General features: G+C 59.6%; 17 protein-coding genes. 8 read left to right on the top strand and 9 right to left on the bottom strand.

Translation table 11 applies throughout. The features are described 5' to 3' along the window. Positions 1-6 precede the first annotated feature (6 nt). The 3 genes from F8N96_RS24620 to F8N96_RS24600 all read right to left on the bottom strand — a co-directional run bounded on the left by F8N96_RS24620 (position 7) and on the right by F8N96_RS24600 (position 5,122). A complete protein-coding gene (locus F8N96_RS24620) occupies positions 7-2,289 on the bottom strand; it encodes an ABC transporter permease subunit (protein ID WP_150800016.1) in 2,283 nt (760 codons plus the stop codon). 223 nt (positions 2,290-2,512) lie between these two features. Next, positions 2,513-3,511: a phosphate ABC transporter substrate-binding protein PstS gene (locus F8N96_RS24610; protein ID WP_150786427.1), complete on the bottom strand. Its 999-nt coding sequence runs from the start codon at positions 3,509-3,511 to the stop codon at positions 2,513-2,515. 312 nt (positions 3,512-3,823) lie between these two features. Beyond that, positions 3,824-5,122, bottom strand: a complete 1,299-nt coding sequence (locus F8N96_RS24600) for an MFS transporter (protein WP_150800013.1) — start codon at positions 5,120-5,122, stop codon at positions 3,824-3,826. 365 nt (positions 5,123-5,487) lie between these two features. On the opposite strand from F8N96_RS24600, the gene F8N96_RS24595 reads away from it, so the two are divergent. Continuing rightward, positions 5,488-5,892 carry an acyl-CoA thioesterase gene (locus F8N96_RS24595; protein ID WP_007896491.1) on the top strand — a complete coding sequence of 135 codons (405 nt, stop codon included), beginning with the start codon at positions 5,488-5,490 and terminating at the stop codon, positions 5,890-5,892. 87 nt (positions 5,893-5,979) lie between these two features. Further along, a complete protein-coding gene (locus tag F8N96_RS24590; protein WP_150800012.1) occupies positions 5,980-6,879 on the top strand; it encodes a D-hexose-6-phosphate mutarotase in 900 nt (299 codons plus the stop codon). A 136-nt stretch (positions 6,880-7,015) separates the two neighbouring features. Here F8N96_RS24590 and F8N96_RS24585 read toward each other — a convergent pair whose 3' ends face one another. From F8N96_RS24585 to F8N96_RS24565, 5 genes are all read right to left on the bottom strand, one after another. Then, positions 7,016-7,552: a DUF3299 domain-containing protein gene (locus F8N96_RS24585; RefSeq protein ID WP_150800011.1), complete on the bottom strand. Its 537-nt coding sequence runs from the start codon at positions 7,550-7,552 to the stop codon at positions 7,016-7,018. Positions 7,553-7,640: 88 nt separating this feature from the next. Next, on the bottom strand, positions 7,641-7,886 hold the full coding sequence (locus F8N96_RS24580) for a GlsB/YeaQ/YmgE family stress response membrane protein (RefSeq protein ID WP_150800010.1): 246 nt from the start codon (positions 7,884-7,886) through the stop codon (positions 7,641-7,643). Between the two features lie 147 nt (positions 7,887-8,033). Continuing rightward, positions 8,034-9,116 carry a 5-(carboxyamino)imidazole ribonucleotide synthase gene (locus F8N96_RS24575; RefSeq protein ID WP_150800009.1) on the bottom strand — a complete coding sequence of 361 codons (1,083 nt, stop codon included), beginning with the start codon at positions 9,114-9,116 and terminating at the stop codon, positions 8,034-8,036. An 11-nt stretch (positions 9,117-9,127) separates the two neighbouring features. Continuing rightward, on the bottom strand, positions 9,128-9,619 hold the full coding sequence (gene purE / locus F8N96_RS24570; RefSeq protein WP_017341565.1) for a 5-(carboxyamino)imidazole ribonucleotide mutase: 492 nt from the start codon (positions 9,617-9,619) through the stop codon (positions 9,128-9,130). Between the two features lie 204 nt (positions 9,620-9,823). Then, positions 9,824-10,021 (bottom strand): hypothetical protein, encoded by a 198-nt coding sequence (locus tag F8N96_RS24565; protein WP_150800008.1) that lies wholly within the window; start codon positions 10,019-10,021, stop codon positions 9,824-9,826. Here F8N96_RS24565 and F8N96_RS24560 point away from each other — a divergent pair. Beyond that, positions 10,020-10,610, top strand: a complete 591-nt coding sequence (locus F8N96_RS24560; protein ID WP_150800007.1) for a reprolysin-like metallopeptidase — start codon at positions 10,020-10,022, stop codon at positions 10,608-10,610. The two genes, F8N96_RS24565 and F8N96_RS24560, sit on opposite strands and share 2 nt — an antisense overlap. A 35-nt stretch (positions 10,611-10,645) precedes the next feature. On the opposite strand, the gene F8N96_RS24555 is transcribed toward F8N96_RS24560, so the two are convergent. Next, on the bottom strand, positions 10,646-11,557 hold the full coding sequence (locus F8N96_RS24555) for a LysR substrate-binding domain-containing protein (protein ID WP_150800006.1): 912 nt from the start codon (positions 11,555-11,557) through the stop codon (positions 10,646-10,648). 180 nt (positions 11,558-11,737) lie between these two features. Between F8N96_RS24555 and aspA the strand changes: the two genes are divergently transcribed. The 5 genes from aspA to F8N96_RS24530 all read left to right on the top strand — a co-directional run bounded on the left by aspA (position 11,738) and on the right by F8N96_RS24530 (position 17,879). Then, the gene (aspA, locus tag F8N96_RS24550; RefSeq protein ID WP_150800005.1) at positions 11,738-13,162 is read left to right on the top strand and encodes an aspartate ammonia-lyase; all 1,425 of its coding nucleotides are present in this window, start codon (positions 11,738-11,740) and stop codon (positions 13,160-13,162) included. 194 nt (positions 13,163-13,356) lie between these two features. Then, entirely contained in the window at positions 13,357-14,361 is a 1,005-nt protein-coding gene (locus F8N96_RS24545) for an asparaginase (protein ID WP_150800004.1), read from the top strand. 167 nt (positions 14,362-14,528) lie between these two features. Continuing rightward, a complete protein-coding gene (locus F8N96_RS24540) occupies positions 14,529-15,521 on the top strand; it encodes an AraC family transcriptional regulator (protein WP_150800003.1) in 993 nt (330 codons plus the stop codon). Positions 15,522-15,718: 197 nt separating this feature from the next. Beyond that, positions 15,719-16,750, top strand: a complete 1,032-nt coding sequence (locus F8N96_RS24535) for a histone deacetylase family protein (RefSeq protein ID WP_150800002.1) — start codon at positions 15,719-15,721, stop codon at positions 16,748-16,750. A 13-nt stretch (positions 16,751-16,763) separates the two neighbouring features. Then, positions 16,764-17,879: a polyamine ABC transporter substrate-binding protein gene (locus tag F8N96_RS24530; RefSeq protein ID WP_150800001.1), complete on the top strand. Its 1,116-nt coding sequence runs from the start codon at positions 16,764-16,766 to the stop codon at positions 17,877-17,879. Positions 17,880-17,937: the final 58 nt, after the last annotated feature.

Raw genomic sequence — 17,937 nt, 5'->3', positions numbered from 1 at the left:
CCTTTCTTAAAGCGACGAGTATTTCTTGCGCAGACGCTGACGAATCAGCTCCGCGAGGGTGTTCATGACGAAGGTGAACAGCAGCAGCACCAGCGCCGAGAGGAACAGCACGCGGTAGTGGCTGCCGCCGACTTCCGACTCCGGCATTTCCACCGCGACGTTGGCGGCCAGGGTGCGCAGGCCTTCGAACAGGTTCATTTCCATGACCGGGGTGTTACCGGTGGCCATCAGCACGATCATGGTTTCACCGACCGCGCGGCCCATGCCGATCATCAGTGCCGAGAAGATGCCCGGGCTGGCGGTGAGGATCACCACCCGCGTCATGGTCTGCCACGGCGTGGCACCAAGGGCCAGGGAACCGAGGGTCAGGCCGCGAGGCACGCTGAACACGGCGTCTTCGGCGATGGAGTAGATGTTCGGGATCACCGCGAAGCCCATGGCCAGGCCGACCACCAGTGCGTTGCGCTGGTCGTAGGTAATCCCTAAGTCGTGGGAGATCCACATGCGCATGTCGCCGCCGAAGAACCAGGTTTCCATGTACGGGCTCATGTACAGCGACAACCAGCCCACAAACAGAATCACCGGAATCAGAATCGCGCTTTCCCAGCCATCCGGCACTTTCAGGCGGATGGAGTCAGGCAGGCGGCTGAAGACGAAACCGGCGACCAGGATGCCGATCGGCAACAGCATCAGCAGGCTGAAGATGCCCGGCAAATGCCCCTCTACATAAGGTGCGAGGAACAGGCCGGCGAAGAAGCCGAGGATCACCGTCGGCATCGCTTCCATCAGCTCGATCACCGGTTTGACCTTGCGGCGCATGCCCGGGGCCATGAAGTAGGCGGTGTAGATTGCAGCGGCAACAGCCAGTGGCGCGGCCAGCAGCATGGCGTAGAACGCGGCCTTCAACGTACCGAAGGTCAGGGGCGCCAGACTCAATTTAGGTTCGAAATCGGTGTTTGCGGCGGTCGATTGCCAGACGTATTTAGGCTCGTCATAGTTCTCGTACCAGACCTTGCTCCACAGCGCGCTCCAGGAAACCTCCGGGTGCGGATTCTCCAGCAGCAACGGTTGAATCTTGCCGCCTGCTTCCACGATCACCCGGTTGGCCCGTGGCGACAGACCAAAGATCCCCTGGCCTTCGACCACCTGATCCACCAGCAAGGTGCGGTGCGCAGTGCTGTGGAACACGCCGAGCTTGCCGGAGGCGTCGAGGGCGATGAAACCTTTGCGACGTTCTTCGGCGGTGATTTCAACGATCGGCGCAGTGCCCATCTGGAAGGTACGGATCTGCTTCAGACGCGATTCGCCATCAGGGTCGCGCGCCATGAACCACTGGGCCAGGCCGCCTTTGGAATCGCCGAAGATCAGCGAGATACCGCCCACCAACTGGGTGCTGGCAGTAATCTCGGCCTCGCCGTTTTCGAGCAACTTGTAGCGACCGTTGAGGCTCTTGTCGCGCAGGCTGAACACATCGGCTTGCGCACGACCGTTAATCACGTACAGCCACTGCTGACGCGGGTCGACGAAAATGTTCTTCACCGGCTCGGTCATCTGCGGCAGATCAATGCGTTTCTGCTCGTTGGTGATTTCCCCGGTCATCATGTTTTCTTCGCTGGTCAGCGACAACACATTGAGTTGCGCACCGGTGGAACCGACCAGCATCAGGGTCGTATCGGTGGCGTTGAGGCTGACATGCTCCAGCGCACCGCCCGCCTCGTTCAACGTCATCGGAGTTTCGCCATACGGGTACTCGATGGCTGGCGAGATAGTCTTCTTGCCGTCCGGGTAAGTGACTTTATAGGTATGACGGAACACCAGGGCCTGGCCGTTGGAGAAGCCCACGGCTACCAGCGGATGACCTGGCTGGTCTTCACCGATCGAGGTGACGCTGGCACCCGCCGGAACCGGCAGGTCGACGCGCCTGAGTTCGGCGCCATTGTCGATGTCGAAAAACAGTGCCTGCCCCTTGTCGGAAACCCGCAAGGCGACCTGGTTCTGCTCTTCCAGGGAGATCATCAATGGCTTGCCGGCGTCTTGCATCCAGGCAGGGGTGATGGGGTCTTTGGCAGTCAGGTCCGCGCCCTGAAACAGGGGCAGGACGACATAGCCGAGAAAGAAGAAGATCAGTGTGATCGCGCCCAGGACAGCGAGGCCGCCCACAAGGACGTACCAGCGGGTCAGGCGATCTTTGAGCGCACGAATACGGCGCTTGCGTTGCAGCTCAGGCGTATTGAAGTCAATTCGCTTGGGGGGATTTGTAGTCATGGGGGAAGTGGCCAGATCATTCATTCGCACACCCTAGCGATCCTGTATGACAGAAAGATGACAGTGCAGTGACGCAACAAATCCGCCGCCTGTGGGAACCGGCAGCGGAGTGAAGATTCGGGGAGGTAGGAGCCGGCTTGCTGGCGAAGGCGGCGGATCATTCAACATCAATGTTGAATGTGCTGACCCCTTCGCCGGCAAGCCGGCTCCTACATAGGTCCGTGGGTTATCCCCCGGACCTAGGGTTTTACTTTTTTGCTACGTTGTTACCCTCCTGCAGACCCAGGTCAGCCAGTGCTTTTGCAGCAACCTTGGCTGGCAGCGGGATGTAGCCGTCTTTCACTACAACTTCCTGGCCCTGCTTGGACAGGATCAGCTTCACGAACTCGGCTTCCAGCGGGGCCAGAGGTTTGTTCGGAGCCTTGTTGACGTAGACGTAGAGGAAGCGCGACAGCGGGTACTTGCCGTTCAGGGCGTTCTCTTCAGTGTCTTCAATGAACTCTGTGCTGCCTTTCTTGGCCAGGGCCACTGTCTTCACGCTGGCCGTCTTGTAGCCGATGCCCGAGTAGCCGACACCGTTCAGCGAAGAACTGATCGACTGCACAACCGAAGCCGAGCCAGGCTGTTCGTTGACGTTTGGCTTGAAGTCGCCTTTGCACAGGGCTTCTTCCTTGAAGTAGCCGTACGTGCCCGATACCGAGTTACGACCGAACAGTTGAACCGGCTTGTTGGCGAGGTCGCCGGTCACACCCAGATCGCCCCAGGTTTTCACGTCGGCTTTAGCGCCGCACAGACGTGTCGAGGAGAAAATCGCGTCGACCTGTTCCATGGTCATGTGTTGGATCGGGTTGTCCTTGTGCACGAACACCGCCAAGGCGTCCACGGCCACCGGAATCGCGGTTGGCTTGTAGCCGTATTTGGTTTCGAAGGCCTGCAGCTCGTTGTCCTTCATCTTGCGGCTCATCGGGCCCAGGTTAGCGGTGCCTTCAGTCAGCGCAGGTGGCGCGGTAGAAGAACCGGCAGCCTGAATCTGGATGTTTACGTTCGGGTATTCTTTTTTGTAGTTCTCAGCCCATAGGGTCATGAGGTTAGCCAGGGTATCGGAGCCGACGCTGGACAGGTTGCCCGACACACCAGTGGTCTTGGTGTAGCTCGGGATCGCAGGGTCAACAGCGGCAACCGCGTTGGCAGTCGCAACGCCAGCAGCGACAAAAGTCATTGCCGCCATCAAACGCTTCAGTTTCATGCCTTACTCCTAGCAGATAGGGTGTGTTAAGTCGGGGCCAAGTATCGGCAGGCCGTGTGAACACTCTATGGCTGAAATATGACAATTGGATGAAAGGCCAGCATTCGGATTTTTTGAAGGGATACCGCGTTATCGTTTTTCGTCGGAACGCCGCCCGGAGCCGGCTCAGCGTTCAACCTGTAGGAGCGAGCTTGCTCGCGATGGTCGTTAACGATAACGCGGGTTTACTGGGTAACCGCGGCGCTCTTGAGTCCATCGCGAGCAAGCTCGCTCCTACAGTAGGCTACATTCGCTGAGCTGACTGGCATTGGCTTAGCGCCCCTTTTTCCAGAGATACCCACCCACCACAATCCCCACACCGCACAGCACCGCCACGTAATAGGCCGGCCCCATCGGGCTTTCCTTGAGCAGCAGGCTGACGATCATCGGCGTCAGGCCGCCAAAGATGGCGTAGGCGACGTTGTAGGAAAACGACAGGCCACTGAAACGCACCACGGGCGGGAAGGCCTTGACCATCACGTAGGGCACGGCGCCGATGGTGCCGACCAGCAGGCCGGTCAGGGAGTACAGCGGAAACAGCCAGTCGGGATGCGCGGCCAGGCTGTGGTAGAAGGTCCAGGAGGCCAGCAATAGCGCCGTACAGCCGAACACGAAGACCCGACCTGCGCCGAACCGGTCTGACAGCGCGCCGGCAATGATGCAGCCGAAACTCAGAAACACGATCGCCAGGCTATTGGCTTGCAGCGCCGTGGTCGGCGCGAAGTGGTAGACGGTCTGCAGCACGGTCGGCGTCATCAGGATCAGCACCACGATAGCGGCGGACAACAGCCAGGTCAGCAGCATGGAAATCAGGATCGCACCGCGATGGTCACGCAATACCGCGCGCAGTGGCACTTCTTCGGCCAGCGCCTTGCGCAGTTGCAGCTCGGCGAACACGGGGGTCTCATGCAGCCAGCGGCGCAGATAAACCGAGAACAGGCCGAACACACCGCCCAGCAGGAACGGAATCCGCCAGGCATAATCCGCGACCTCCACCGGGGTGTAGAGGCTGTTGATCGCCGTGGCGACCAATGAGCCCAGCAAAATACCCGCCGTCAGACCGCTGGTCAGGGTGCCGCAAGCGTAACCGATGTGCCGCTGGGGAACGTGTTCGGAAACGAAGACCCAGGCGCCCGGCACTTCACCGCCAATGGCCGCGCCCTGGATCACCCGCATCAGCAGCAACAGGATCGGCGCCCACATGCCGATCTGCGCATAAGTCGGCAGCAAACCCATGATCAGGGTCGGCACCGCCATCATGAAAATACTCAACGTGAACATCTTCTTGCGACCCAGCAGGTCACCGAAGTGCGCCATGACAATGCCGCCCAGCGGCCGCGCCAGGTAACCGGCGGCAAAAATGCCGAACGTCTGCATCAGGCGCAACCATTCGGGCATGTCCGCCGGGAAAAACAGCTTGCCCACCACCGTGGCGAAGAACACGAAGATGATGAAGTCGTAGAACTCCAGCGCGCCGCCCAGGGCAGACAGCGATAACGTCTTGTAGTCGCTGCGGGTCAACGGACGTGCGGATGGCGTGGGCTGCGCGATGTTCGAAGGCGCTGTGGTCATGGCAAGGGCTTCTCTTAGAGTCGGATCTGCAACCCCCACAACGCTGGCGGAGGCTTGGGCAGGTCCGGCACGATAGCAAATTGTTCGAAAAAGCACAGGAATGTACGTATTTGACGGTCAAAACGAGAACCAGACGGTCGTCTCGGAGTCTACCGATCGATATACTCGCAATCTTGCGACAACTTGCAAGGGTTGCTGTGCGAAAACGCCTGCCGGGGTTCATAGGCGATTTCGCAGAGTTTCCCTTTAGGCGCCTTACGAAAAACGTGACGAACGTAGTATGTTCGGGGCTGAATCGTTTTTCCCTGAGACGGCTATTCACCTTGAAGTACCAATGAGAGTTACGGGTCAGAGGCACCCCCGGCATGATAGAGCTCGAACAAGAAGATCCAATCCCGCAAGGCGACCTGGCCCTGCAAATCACCGCACTCCCCCGCGAAACCAACGGCTTTGGCGATATTTTCGGCGGCTGGCTGGTGGCGCAGATGGATTTGGCCGGCACCGCAATGGCCAGCAAGGTCGCAGGCGGTCGCGTCGCTACCGTTGCGATCGACCGCATGGCGTTTCTGGTGCCGGTAGCGGTGGGCGCCCAGCTCTCCTTCTACACCCAGGCGCTGGAAATCGGCCGCAGCTCGATCCAGATGATGGTCGAGGTCTGGAGCGACGATCCGTTGTCCAGCGAATGGCGTAAAGTGACTGAAGCGGTATTCGTGTTCGTCGCCATCGATGGCAGCGGCCGCACGCGCTCGGTTCCGCCCAGAGCTCGTTAAACAAGGCCCTGGTAAAACAGGAACCGTTAAACGCGACGACCGTTTTGCGGTCCATAGCAGACATTGTTCCTGATCGAGAGCCGTTCCATGACAACGCCCAACGTTGAAGCCGTGAAACTGGATGAACTGAACTGCTGGCGCATCCGCCACGGGCAGGCCGAATTGCTGGTGGCCCAGCAAGGTGCGCACATCCTCAGTTACCAGGTGGCCGGCGAGCCGCCGCTGATCTGGCTCAACGACGAGGCCGTCTTCAAGACCGGCAAGAGTATCCGCGCCGGCGTGCCGGTGTGCTGGCCGTGGTTCGGTAATCTTTCGCGCAACCCGCAGAGTGTCCAGGCGATGCGCTTCAGTAGCGAACCGGCGCCCGCCCACGGGCTGGTCCGGACGATGGACTGGGAACTGGGGGGCATCGAAGCTGAAGGCGAAAGCCTGAACGTGGAATTTCTCCTGCCCTGCCCCGAAGGCGGTTTTCCAGGCTGGCCGCATCAGGTGGATTTGAAGCTGAGCATTCGTCTGGATGAGCAGTTGCACATCAGCTTGACCAGCCATAACCAGGGCTTCGGCCAAGTCAGCATCAGCCAGGCGCTGCACAGCTATTTCGCGGTCAGCGATGTACGCAACGTGCATGTCGAAGGCCTGGATGGCTTGAGTTACATCGAGACGCTGGACGACTGGAAAACCGTGAGTCAGACCGGTGATTTGCACTTTGCAGGCGAGACCGATCGCATCTATCTGAATACTCCAGCGAAGCTGAGCATTGTCGATCCAGCCTGGGAACGACGCATCGAGCTGACCAGCAGCGGTTCGCGTTCGGCGGTGATCTGGAACCCGTGGATCGATCGCGCCGCGGCGTTCAGCGACATGGCCGACGATGGCTGGCAGCGCATGCTGTGCATTGAAACGGCGAATGTGATGGATGATGTGGTGACGTTGGCGCCGGGTGCGAGTCATACGCTTGGCGTGAGCATCGCCAGCAAATCGCTGTAACACCGCAAAACAAAAATGTGGGAGCGGGCTTGCTCGCGAAGAGGCCATAACATTCAACATCATCGTTGACTGTTACACCGCTTTCGCGAGCAAGCCCGCTCCCACATTTTTGGTTTGTGCCTGGCCTGAATGGCCGTTACAAGTCTGATTCCTCCACCACCCGCACCTTCGCCGCATCCAGCGCATACGCCGCGTCAGCCAGGTCATTGTCGACCTTCTCGATCTTCAACGTGCCGGTCACCCACAACGGCGTGTAGATATCATCCAGCTTCAACCCTTTCGGATAACGCACCAGCACCAACTGGTTAGGCGGCGGTGGCGGCACGTGAATGCAGGCGCCCGGATAGGGCACCAGGAAGAACAGCGTGCTACGCCCCTTGGCGTCGGACTCCAGCGGCACCGGATAACCGCCGAGGCGGATGTTCTTGTCGTTCATCGACGGTACGGTCTTGGTCGAATACATCACCGCCGGCAAGCCCTTGCTCTGCTTCATGCCACCCTTTTCGGTGAAGGTGCCATTGGCTTCGGGGGAGTCGTGGTCGATTTCGGGCATGGCCTCGAGGGCTTTCTGGTCCGACTTGGGCATCAGGTCGAGCCAGTCGGTTTCCGGCAGTTCGCCGGCATGGGCAAGGCCCGCACCCAGTAATAGGAAGGTCAGCAGAAGACGGCGCATGAAGGTGCTCGGCAAAGGAGTGGACGGTGCAACGCCGAGCATTCTAGCCCTCCCCGCGCGTTTGGCAGAGAGGGCTTTGTCGCTTCAATCAGTTCTTTTTGATCATGCCGTAGATCACCAGCAATATCACGGCACCCACCAGCGCGCCAAGGAAGCCTGCGCCTTCGCCGGCCTGATAGAAGCCCAGGGCCTGGCCGCCGTAAGTGGCCGCCAGCGAACCGCCGATACCGAGCAGGATGGTCATGATCCAGCCCATGCTGTCATCGCCCGGTTTCAGGAACCGCGCCAGCAGGCCGACAATCAAGCCGATAAAGATGGTTCCGATAATTCCCATGGCATTTCCCTCTGATTGAATTGGCTGTGTCCTGTCTCACCAACAGTATTGGTGGGACAGGACACCTAGCGAAAGCCTAGTCAGACTTTGGCATCCTGCCATGAGAGAACGGCGGCCCCTGGATGGTTCCGCCGACGCCACACGAAACTATTCGGCGATGAGCGCTTCGACCTTGAGGATCTGCGCAGCCAGGGTCTCGCGGTCCGCGCAACGCAGGTTCGCGTGGCCGACCTTGCGACCGACCTTGAACGCCTTGCCATAGTGATGCAGATGGCAATCGGCGATGGCCATTACTTTCTCGATGTCCGGTACTTTGCCGATGAAGTTGAGCATCGCGCTCTCGCCGACCTTGGCCGTCGACCCCAGCGGCAGACCGGCAACGGCCCGCAGGTGGTTTTCGAACTGGCTGCACTCGGCGCCTTCGGTGGTCCAGTGCCCGGAGTTGTGCACACGCGGGGCGATTTCGTTGGCCTTGAGGCCACCGTCGACTTCGAAGAACTCGAACGCCATCACGCCGACGTAATTCAGTTGCTTGAGCACTCGGCTGGAGTAGTCTTCAGCCAGGGCTTGCAACGGGTGATCGGTGCTGGCCACGGACAGCTTGAGAATCCCGCTGTCGTGGGTGTTGTGCACCAGCGGATAGAACCGGGTTTCGCCATCGCGAGCACGCACGGCAATCAGCGAGACTTCACCGGTGAACGGCACGAAACCTTCCAGCAGGCAGGCCACGCTGCCCAGCTCCGCGAAAGTGCCGACCACATGGTCAGGTTTACGCAGGACTTTCTGGCCCTTGCCGTCGTAACCCAGGGTGCGGGTTTTCAGCACCGCCGGCAGACCGATGGCCGCCACGGCGGCGTCCAGGTCGGCTTGGGATTGGATGTCGGCGAACGCCGGGGTTGGAATGCCCAGGTCCTTGAACATGCTCTTCTCGAACCAGCGATCGCGAGCGATGCGCAGGGCTTCGGCGCTCGGGTAGACCGGGACGAATTGCGACAGGAAGGCCACGGTCTCGGCCGGGACGCTTTCAAATTCGAAGGTCACCAGATCGACTTCATCGGCCAGCTGACGCAGGTGGTCCTGATCGCCGTAATCGGCCCGCAGGTGTTCGCCCAGCGCAGCTGCGCAGGCATCCGGCGCCGGGTCCAGGAAAGCGAAGTTCATGCCCAGCGGGGTACCCGCCAGCGCCAACATGCGACCCAACTGGCCGCCACCGATTACACCGATCTTCATCGTCAACAACCTCAGGCGATGCGTGGGTCTGGATTTTCCAGGACGCTGTCTGTCTGCTCAGCACGGAAAGTTTTCAGCACCGCGTGGAACTGCGGATGCTTGGCGCCCAGGATGCTCGCCGAAAGCAGGGCAGCGTTGATCGCGCCGGCCTTGCCGATGGCCAGGGTCGCGACCGGAATGCCCGCCGGCATCTGCACGATAGACAGCAGCGAATCGACGCCCGACAGCATCGACGACTGCACCGGCACGCCCAGCACCGGCAGGTGGGTCTTGGCCGCACACATGCCTGGCAAGTGCGCCGCGCCACCGGCACCGGCGATAATCACCTCGATGCCCCGCGCCTCGGCCTCTTCGGCATACTGGAACAGCAGGTCCGGGGTGCGGTGGGCAGAGACCACTTTCACCTCGTAGGGAATGCCGAGCTTTTCCAGCATATCGGCGGTGTGGCTAAGGGTGGACCAATCGGACTTGGAGCCCATGATCACGCCAACCAGTGCGCTCATCGTCGTGCCTCTTCTCTCTGGGCGCCCGCAGGCGCGTCAAAAAACAACAAGCCACGCGGGAGATCCGGCGTGGCTTGAGTGTACGAATTAAGGCCGGGCGAACCGGCCGAAGGCCGCGCAGTATACCGTAATGAGGCAGATAAACAGCCCCCGCTGCGACCATCTGTCATGCGGTCGGAAAACACCCATTTCTTGACTATGAAGTCAGCCATTTTGCATGCCGATATGCCGGGAAGAGTTGGATTTTTTAGTTTGGTAAATTTCGCTATCTTCATAGCCATTAACCCCGCTCTCTTCCCTTTCGAAAATACTTAAAACAACTTCTAACTGGTAAAGAGTCTGAACAACATTTAACTTTTGAGCGACAGAAAGTTTTAATTGAACAGGGAGTTCAACACACATGAAAAAACATATCACCCTACCGGTTGTTATTCACAGTGATCTTCAGGACTATCAAAAAGACAAGTTATATGCCGATTATTTTGCCTGGCTGAAAACCGAACTCGAATTCATTTCGGAGCGTGAAGTCAAGATTGTAATGTACCGCCAGGATGAAGCGCCGAAACTGGCAGGCTACAACTACAAGAACGAGGATGGCTCCGCCGCCCTGGTCGGCTGGAGGGACCTGATCCACGACTGGTATTCGGGTATTTTATCCAGGGATCGTGATGAAGCGAAACTCACCAAAATTCTCTTGCTGACGCGAGACAACATCAATGAAAAGTTAGGCGGACTTCTCGGCGGGTTAGGCGGCATAGCCTCAATAAAAGGCCATTACGCAATTGCGTCGATCAGCTCTTATCGCGCCCCGGCACATGAAATAGGTCACATGCTCGGAGCGACCCACGAAGACGGTGAAGTGATCTATGACGGCTGGTGGCGCGACACAATCATGCTCGCGGATGAATTATCTCATGCGCGTGGAAACGTTTACCGCTTCAGCGACAAGAACAGGCAACACATTCGCGACTATCTCAATCAGTTTCCATAAGTTCAGGGCTGCTTTGCGAAATTAACCGAAAAGCCTCACGAAGCCGCACTCGCCGCCCCGCCTTCCAGTTTGCGCCACAACAACCGCACATTCGCCTTGCGCACCAGCGCGCAACGATACAAACGAATCTCCAGCGGCACATGCCACTGCGGGCCGCCACAGACCACCAGCTCACCGCGCGCCAGTTCGGCGCGCACGCTGAGCTGTGGCACCCAGGCGATGCCCAGCCCCTCCAGTGCCATGCTTTTCAGGCTATCGGCCATGGCCGTCTCGTAGATGGTGGTGAAGCGCAACGCACGCTGACGCAGCAGCAAATTCACCGAACGCCCCAGAAAGGCACCGGCGCTGTAGGCGAGCAGCGGCACACTGCCTTCGCCTTCCAGATCAAACAGCGGTTTACCCTCGGCATCGGCCGCGCAAACCGGCAACATTTCGGTATTACCCAAATGCAGCGACGGGAAAATTTCCGGATCCATCTGCATTGCGGCGTCCGGATCGTAGAACGCCAACATCAGGTCGCAGCCTCCTTCACGCAGGGCGTGCACCGCATCGCCAACGTTGGTCGCCACCAGCCGCGTCGCGATGTTCAGGCCTTCATTACGCAATTGCGCGATCCAGCGCGGGAAGAACCCCAGCGCCAGGGAGTGAGCGGCCGCAACCTGCATCACCTCGCCCTGTCCGCCTTCCAGATGATGCAAGTGGCGTAGCACTTCGCCGAGCTGTTCGACCACCGTCCGCGCGGTCACCAGAAATAATTGCCCCGCCGCTGTCAGCTCGACCGGCGTGCGCGAGCGGTTGACCAATGTCAATCCCAGCGCGGCTTCCAGGCTGCGGATTCGCCGACTGAAAGCCGGCTGGGTCACGAAGCGGCGTTCGGCAGCCTGGGAGAAGCTGCGGGTGGCGGCCAGGGCACTGAAGTCCTCCAGCCATTTACTTTCCAGATTCATCACGCCCTCCCGGACACGCACCAAAATAGATCACACGCTCGCCGCACACACGGCGTCACACCGGCATTATGCCGAATATGCATAGGCCAGTGTTTAACAGCATTGGCCCAAAATTGTTCACAAGCCTAGCATTTGCAGTGTTCCGGCACAGACCGGGTCCTTATCGAGATGATTTCTATCATGTCCTCCGCTGCATCTTTCCGCACAGAAAAAGACCTGCTTGGCGTACTCGAAGTACCTGCTCAAGCGTACTACGGCATCCAGACCCTGCGAGCGGTGAACAACTTCCGTCTCTCCGGCGTTCCGATTTCGCATTACCCGAAGCTGGTTGTCGGCCTGGCAATGGTCAAACAGGCCGCCGCTGACGCCAACCGCGAGCTGGGTCACCTGAGCGAAGCCAAGCACGCTGCCATCAGCGAAGCCTGTGCCCGTTTGATCCGCGGCGACTTCCACGAAGAGTTCGTGGTGGACATGATTCAAGGCGGCGCTGGCACTTCGACCAACATGAATGCCAACGAAGTGATCGCCAACATCGCACTGGAGGCCATGGGTCACCAGAAAGGCGAATACCAGTACCTGCACCCGAACAACGACGTGAACATGGCGCAGTCGACCAACGACGCCTACCCGACGGCCATCCGCCTGGGCCTGCTGCTGGGCCACGACGCGCTGCTGGCCAGCCTCGACAGCCTGATCCAGGCCTTCGCCGCCAAGGGCCAGGAATTCAGCCACGTTCTGAAGATGGGCCGTACCCAGCTGCAAGACGCCGTGCCGATGACCCTGGGTCAGGAATTCCGCGCCTTCGCCACCACGTTGAGCGAAGACCTGGCGCGTCTGAAGACGCTGGCACCGGAACTGCTGACCGAAGTGAACCTGGGCGGCACCGCGATCGGTACCGGCATCAACGCCGACCCGCGTTACCAGCTCCTGGCCGTTCAGCGCCTGGCGACCATCAGTGGTCATCCGCTGGTGCCGGCGGCCGACCTGATCGAAGCCACCTCCGACATGGGCGCCTTCGTGCTGTTCTCCGGCATGCTCAAGCGCACCGCGGTCAAGCTGTCGAAGATCTGCAACGACCTGCGCCTGCTGTCCAGCGGCCCGCGCACCGGCATCAATGAGATCAACCTGCCGGCACGTCAGCCAGGCAGCTCGATCATGCCCGGCAAGGTCAATCCGGTTATCCCGGAAGCGGTCAACCAGGTAGCGTTCCAGATCATCGGCAACGACCTGGCGCTGACCATCGCGGCTGAAGGCGGCCAACTGCAACTGAACGTGATGGAGCCGCTGATCGCGTTCAAGATCTTCGACTCGATCCGTCTGCTGCAACGCGCCATGGACATGCTGCGCGAGCACTGCATCGTCGGCATCACCGCCAACGAAGAGCGTTGCCGCGAACTGGTCGAACATTCGATCGGCCTGGTCACCGCACTGAACCCGTACATCGGCTATGAAAACGCCACCCGCATTGCCCGTATCGCCCTCGAAAGCGGCCGCGGCGTGCTGGAACTGGTGCGCGAAGAAGGCTTGCTCGACGACGAAATGCTCGCCGACATCCTGCGCCCGGAAAACATGATCGCTCCGCGTCTGGTGCCTCTGAAGGCATAACCGAACGCCCGGCTCTTCTTATCAAGAGCCACGCTCACCAGGTCGAGGGACTAGACACCTCTCACCTTTTGAGGGCTTGGGGATTAATCCCCAGGCCCTTTTTTTTGGATTTTAACCGCGTACGCCCAACGTGACACGACGTGCCGTCAGCGTCATGCTCGACCGCCTGCTGTCATCGTTCTCGGAGAACCCCCATGAATTCCTCGACCTATCCTGCAGCCCGGCACGTCATGGTGCTCTACACCGGCGGCACCATCGGTATGCAAGCCAGTGTCCACGGCCTGGCCCCGGCGTCCGGTTTCGAAGCGCGGATGCACGAGTACCTCGCCAGCCAGCCTGAGCTGGTGGTGCCGCAATGGCGCTTTCGCGAGATGTCGCCGCTGATCGACAGCGCCAACATGAGCCCGGCGTACTGGCAGCAACTGCGCGAAGCAGTGGTCGACGCCGTTGATGGACAAGGCTGCGACAGCGTACTGATCCTGCATGGCACCGACACGCTGGCCTACAGCGCTGCGGCCATGAGTTTTCAGTTGCTCGGACTGCACGCCCGCGTCGTCTTCACCGGCTCGATGCTGCCGGCCGGCGTGACCGACAGCGATGCCTGGGAAAACCTCAGCGGGGCACTGGTTGCTTTGGGCCAGGGCCTGGCGCCGGGCGTTCATCTGTACTTCCATGGCGAACTGCTGGAGCCGACCCGTTGCGCCAAGGTTCGCAGTTTCGGTCGTCATCCCTTCAAGCGACTTGAGCGTCAGGGCGGCGGTCTGAACGTCGCTTCGCTGCCAACGGAACTGAATTACCGTCAGAACAAACAACTGGCGAAAGTCGGCGTGCTGCCGTTGGTCCCCGGTATCGGTGCCGAGCAACTTGATGGTGTGTTGAACAGCGGCATTCAAGGCCTGGTGCTGGAGTGCTATGGCAGCGGCACGGGGCCGAGCGACAATCCAGAGTTTCTCGCCGCCCTTGCGCGAGCACGAGACAACGGCGTGGTGGTGGTTGCGATTACGCAGTGCCATGAAGGTGGCGTCGAGCTGGATGTATATGAGGCGGGTAGCCGCTTGCGTGGTGCTGGTGTGCTTTCGGGCGGCGGCATGACCCGTGAAGCTGCGTACGGCAAATTGCACGGATTGCTGGGTGCCGGACTCGACATTGCTGAAGTTCGGCGCCTGGTCGAACTCGACCTCTGTGGCGAACTCAGCTGATACAACACAAAACCCCTGTAGGAGCTGGCTTGCCAGCGAAGAGGCCATAACATTCAACATCCATGTTGGCTGTTTTACCGCCTTCGCTGGCAAGCCAGCTCCTACAGGTGATCGTTATTGGGCATATAACTTGCTGCGTTTCAGCCATCCCAAGGCTGGAAGCCGCCATGCTCCACTCCCACCTCACCACCCTCAACGCCGTCTCCCTGGTGCTCAACGCCTTTAAGGCCGAAGGATTGTCCAGCGAGGCGCTGCTGGCGGGCAGTGGCATCAGCGCCGCTGACCTGAACCGCGCAGACACGCGCATCACCACCAACCAGGAAATGCAGGTCTGCGCCAACGCCGTCGCGCTCAAGCGTGACATCGGCCTGGAACTGGGCCGGCGGATGCACGTTTCCTCCTACGGCATGCTCGGCTATGCCCTGCTCACAAGTGCCACCTTCGGTGACGCGTTACGCCTGGCGATGCGTTATCCGGCGCTGCTGGGAACACTTTTCGAGCTGGGTCTTGAGGACGACGGCGAGCGTATCTGGTTCGTAGCCGCCGATTATCGCGAAAATCCGGCGCTGGCCGTATTCAACGCCGAGTTCTGTCTGGTGTCGTTGAAAACCATCTGCGACGACCTGCTCGGCCATCCGTTGCCATTGCTGGCTGCGCGCTTCGAACATGCCGCGCCCGACTATGAAGCCACCTATGCAGAACACTTCAATTGCCCGCTGCACTTCAAGGCCCGTGACAATGCCTTTGCTTTCGACAAAAGCTGGCTTGACCAGCCCTTGCCGCTTGCCGATGTCATCACCCATCAAGCCATGGCCGAACGCTGCCGCAAACAGAATACCGAATTCACTGGGCGTCAGGCCTGGCTGGGACGGATTCGGCAGTTACTCCGCGCGCAATTGAATGCGGCGCCGGGGCTGGAAGGGTTGGCCGAGCAGATGAATTGTTCGGCGCGCACGTTACGTCGGCATCTGAAGGACCTTGGGTGCAGTTATCAGGAAATGCTCGACGAATTGCGCTTCGAACAGGCCAAACTCATGCTCTGTGAAGAGCAGATGCCGATCTACCAGATTGCCGAGGCGCTGGGCTTCAGCGAGACCGCGAGCTTTCGTCATGCGTTTGTGCGCTGGAGTGGCGTGGCGCCGAGTCAGTTCAGGCCTTGAATTCAGCACTGCCTGGGATGCCGCCTTCGCCGGCAAAAATACCTCTGACCTGAGCCAACCCTCGCATCATTCGAGGGGCGAATTTCGGTCAGCTATTTTGGCCATATCGATCCCCTTTTGGCCTTTTCTGCCGTTCTCTGAAACGCCCCGCACCGCAAGACTGTGTTCAACCGAATCAGCCTGCGGAGAACAAGAAAATGCTGACGATCTACTCGGATGACCACCACCTGCACCACGGCCGTTGTGAATTGATCGACGGACAACTCAAGCCCTGCTTCGAAATGCCCTCGCGTGCAGACCATGTGCTGGCACGGGTGCAAAAGCAGAACCTTGGCGCCGTAGAAGCACCCAAGGATTTTGGTCTCGACCCAATCGCACGCATCCACAGCCGCGACTATCTTGAATTCTTCAAAGGTGCCTGGGCGCGCTGGACCGAGTTCAATACCGATGGCGACCTGCTGCCCTATACCTGGCCCGCCCGCACCCTGCGCCCGATCATCCCCACCAGCCTGCATGGCCAGCTCGGCTATTACAGCTTCGACGGCGGCGCGCCGATCACTGCCGGTACCTGGCAAGCGGCGTACAGCGCAGCGCAGGTGGCCCTCACTGCCCAGGCTGAAATCCAGCGCGGTGCCCGCAGTGCCTTCGCCCTTTGCCGGCCACCCGGTCATCATGCTGCCAGTGATTTGATGGGCGGTTATTGCTACCTCAACAACGCTGCCATCGCCGCTCAGGCCTTCCTCGATCAAGGCCACAAAAAGGTCGCGATCCTCGATGTCGACTACCACCACGGCAACGGCACCCAATCGATTTTCTATGCGCGCAGCGATGTACTCTTCACTTCAATCCACGGTCATCCGGAAGCCGAGTTTCCGTTCTTCCTCGGCTATGACGACGAACACGGCGAAGGCGCGGGTGAAGGTTTCAACTTCAACTACCCTCTGCCAGCCGGTAGCGGTTGGAATACCTGGAGCGCTGCGCTGGAACAAGCCTGCAAAGAGATTGAAACCTACAGTGCGGACATCGTTGTCGTTTCCCTGGGCGTCGATACCTTCAAGGACGACCCTATTTCCCAGTTCAAACTCGACAGCCCGGACTACCTGGCGATGGGCGAGCGCATCGCACGCCTCGGCAAGCCGACGTTGTTCGTGATGGAAGGCGGTTATGCGGTCGAGGAAATCGGCATCAATGCCGTGAATGTTCTCGAAGGTTTTGAAAGCGCTCAATGAGGAAACAAGAATAATGAATCGACTCAAGCGTTTTATCGCTCCCGCGCTCTTCCCCACACTGCTGTGCACCACCGTGCTCAGTGGCGCCGTTCACGCTGAAGAACGAACGTTGCGCGTCTACAACTGGTTCGACTACATCACGCCCAAGGCGCTGGAAGATTTCAAGGCCCAGAACACCCAGACCAAGCTGGTCTACGACATCTTCGACACCAACGAAGCGTTGGAAGCCAAATTGCTGACCGGCAACTCCGGCTACGACGTGGTGGTGCCATCCAACGTGTTCCTCGCCAAGCAGATCGAAGCCGGCGTTTTCCAGCCACTGGAGCGCAGTAAACTGCCAAACTGGAACCACCTCGATCCCAAGCTGATGAAGCTGATCGAAGCCAACGACCCCGGCAATAAATTCGCCGTGCCTTACATGTACGGCACCATCCTGATTGGCTTCAACCCGGACAAGGTCAAGGCTGCCTTGGGCGACAACGCCCCGGTGGACAGTTGGGACCTGATCTTCAACGAAGAGAACATCAGCAAGCTCAAGCAGTGCGGCGTCGCCCTGCTCGACTCGCCGTCGGAGATCCTGCCGCTCGCCCTCCAACACCTCGGCCTGGACCCCAACAGCAAGAAGCCGGCGGACTATGCCAAGGCTGAAGCCTTGCTGATGAAAATTCGTCCATACGTCACTTACTTTCACTCCTCCAAGTACATGGCTGACATCGCCAACGGTGACATCTGCGTCGCCGTCGGTTACTCCGGCAGCTTCTCCCAGGCCGCCAACCGCGCCAAGGAAGCCAAGAACGGCGTGACCGTCGACATGCGCCTGCCAAAAGAAGGCGCGCCGATCTGGTTCGACATGCTTGCCATTCCCAAAGGCGCAAAGAACACGGAAGACGCCTACACCTTTATCAACTACTTGCTGCAACCCCAGGTGATCGCGCCGGTCAGCGACTTCGTCGGCTACCCGAACCCGAACAAGGACGCCACGGAGAGCGTCGACCCGGCGATCCGCAACAACCCGAACCTGTACCCGACCGACGCGGCAATGGGCACGCTCTACACCCTGCAGCCGCTACCCCGCGATGCCGAACGTGCGCGGACCCGGGCCTGGACCAAGATAAAGTCCGGGACTTGATAATTGAACACCTCCTGCCGTTGCCGGCAGGAGGCATGTTGAAAAATTATCTGGTTGT

Origin of the sequence: Pseudomonas fluorescens, assembly GCF_902497855.1 — a bacterium.
GTDB classification, from domain to species: domain Bacteria; phylum Pseudomonadota; class Gammaproteobacteria; order Pseudomonadales; family Pseudomonadaceae; genus Aquipseudomonas; species Aquipseudomonas fluorescens_BI.
The sequence above is the reverse complement of the archived record's forward strand: the minus strand, read 5'-3'. Positions and strand labels throughout refer to the sequence as shown.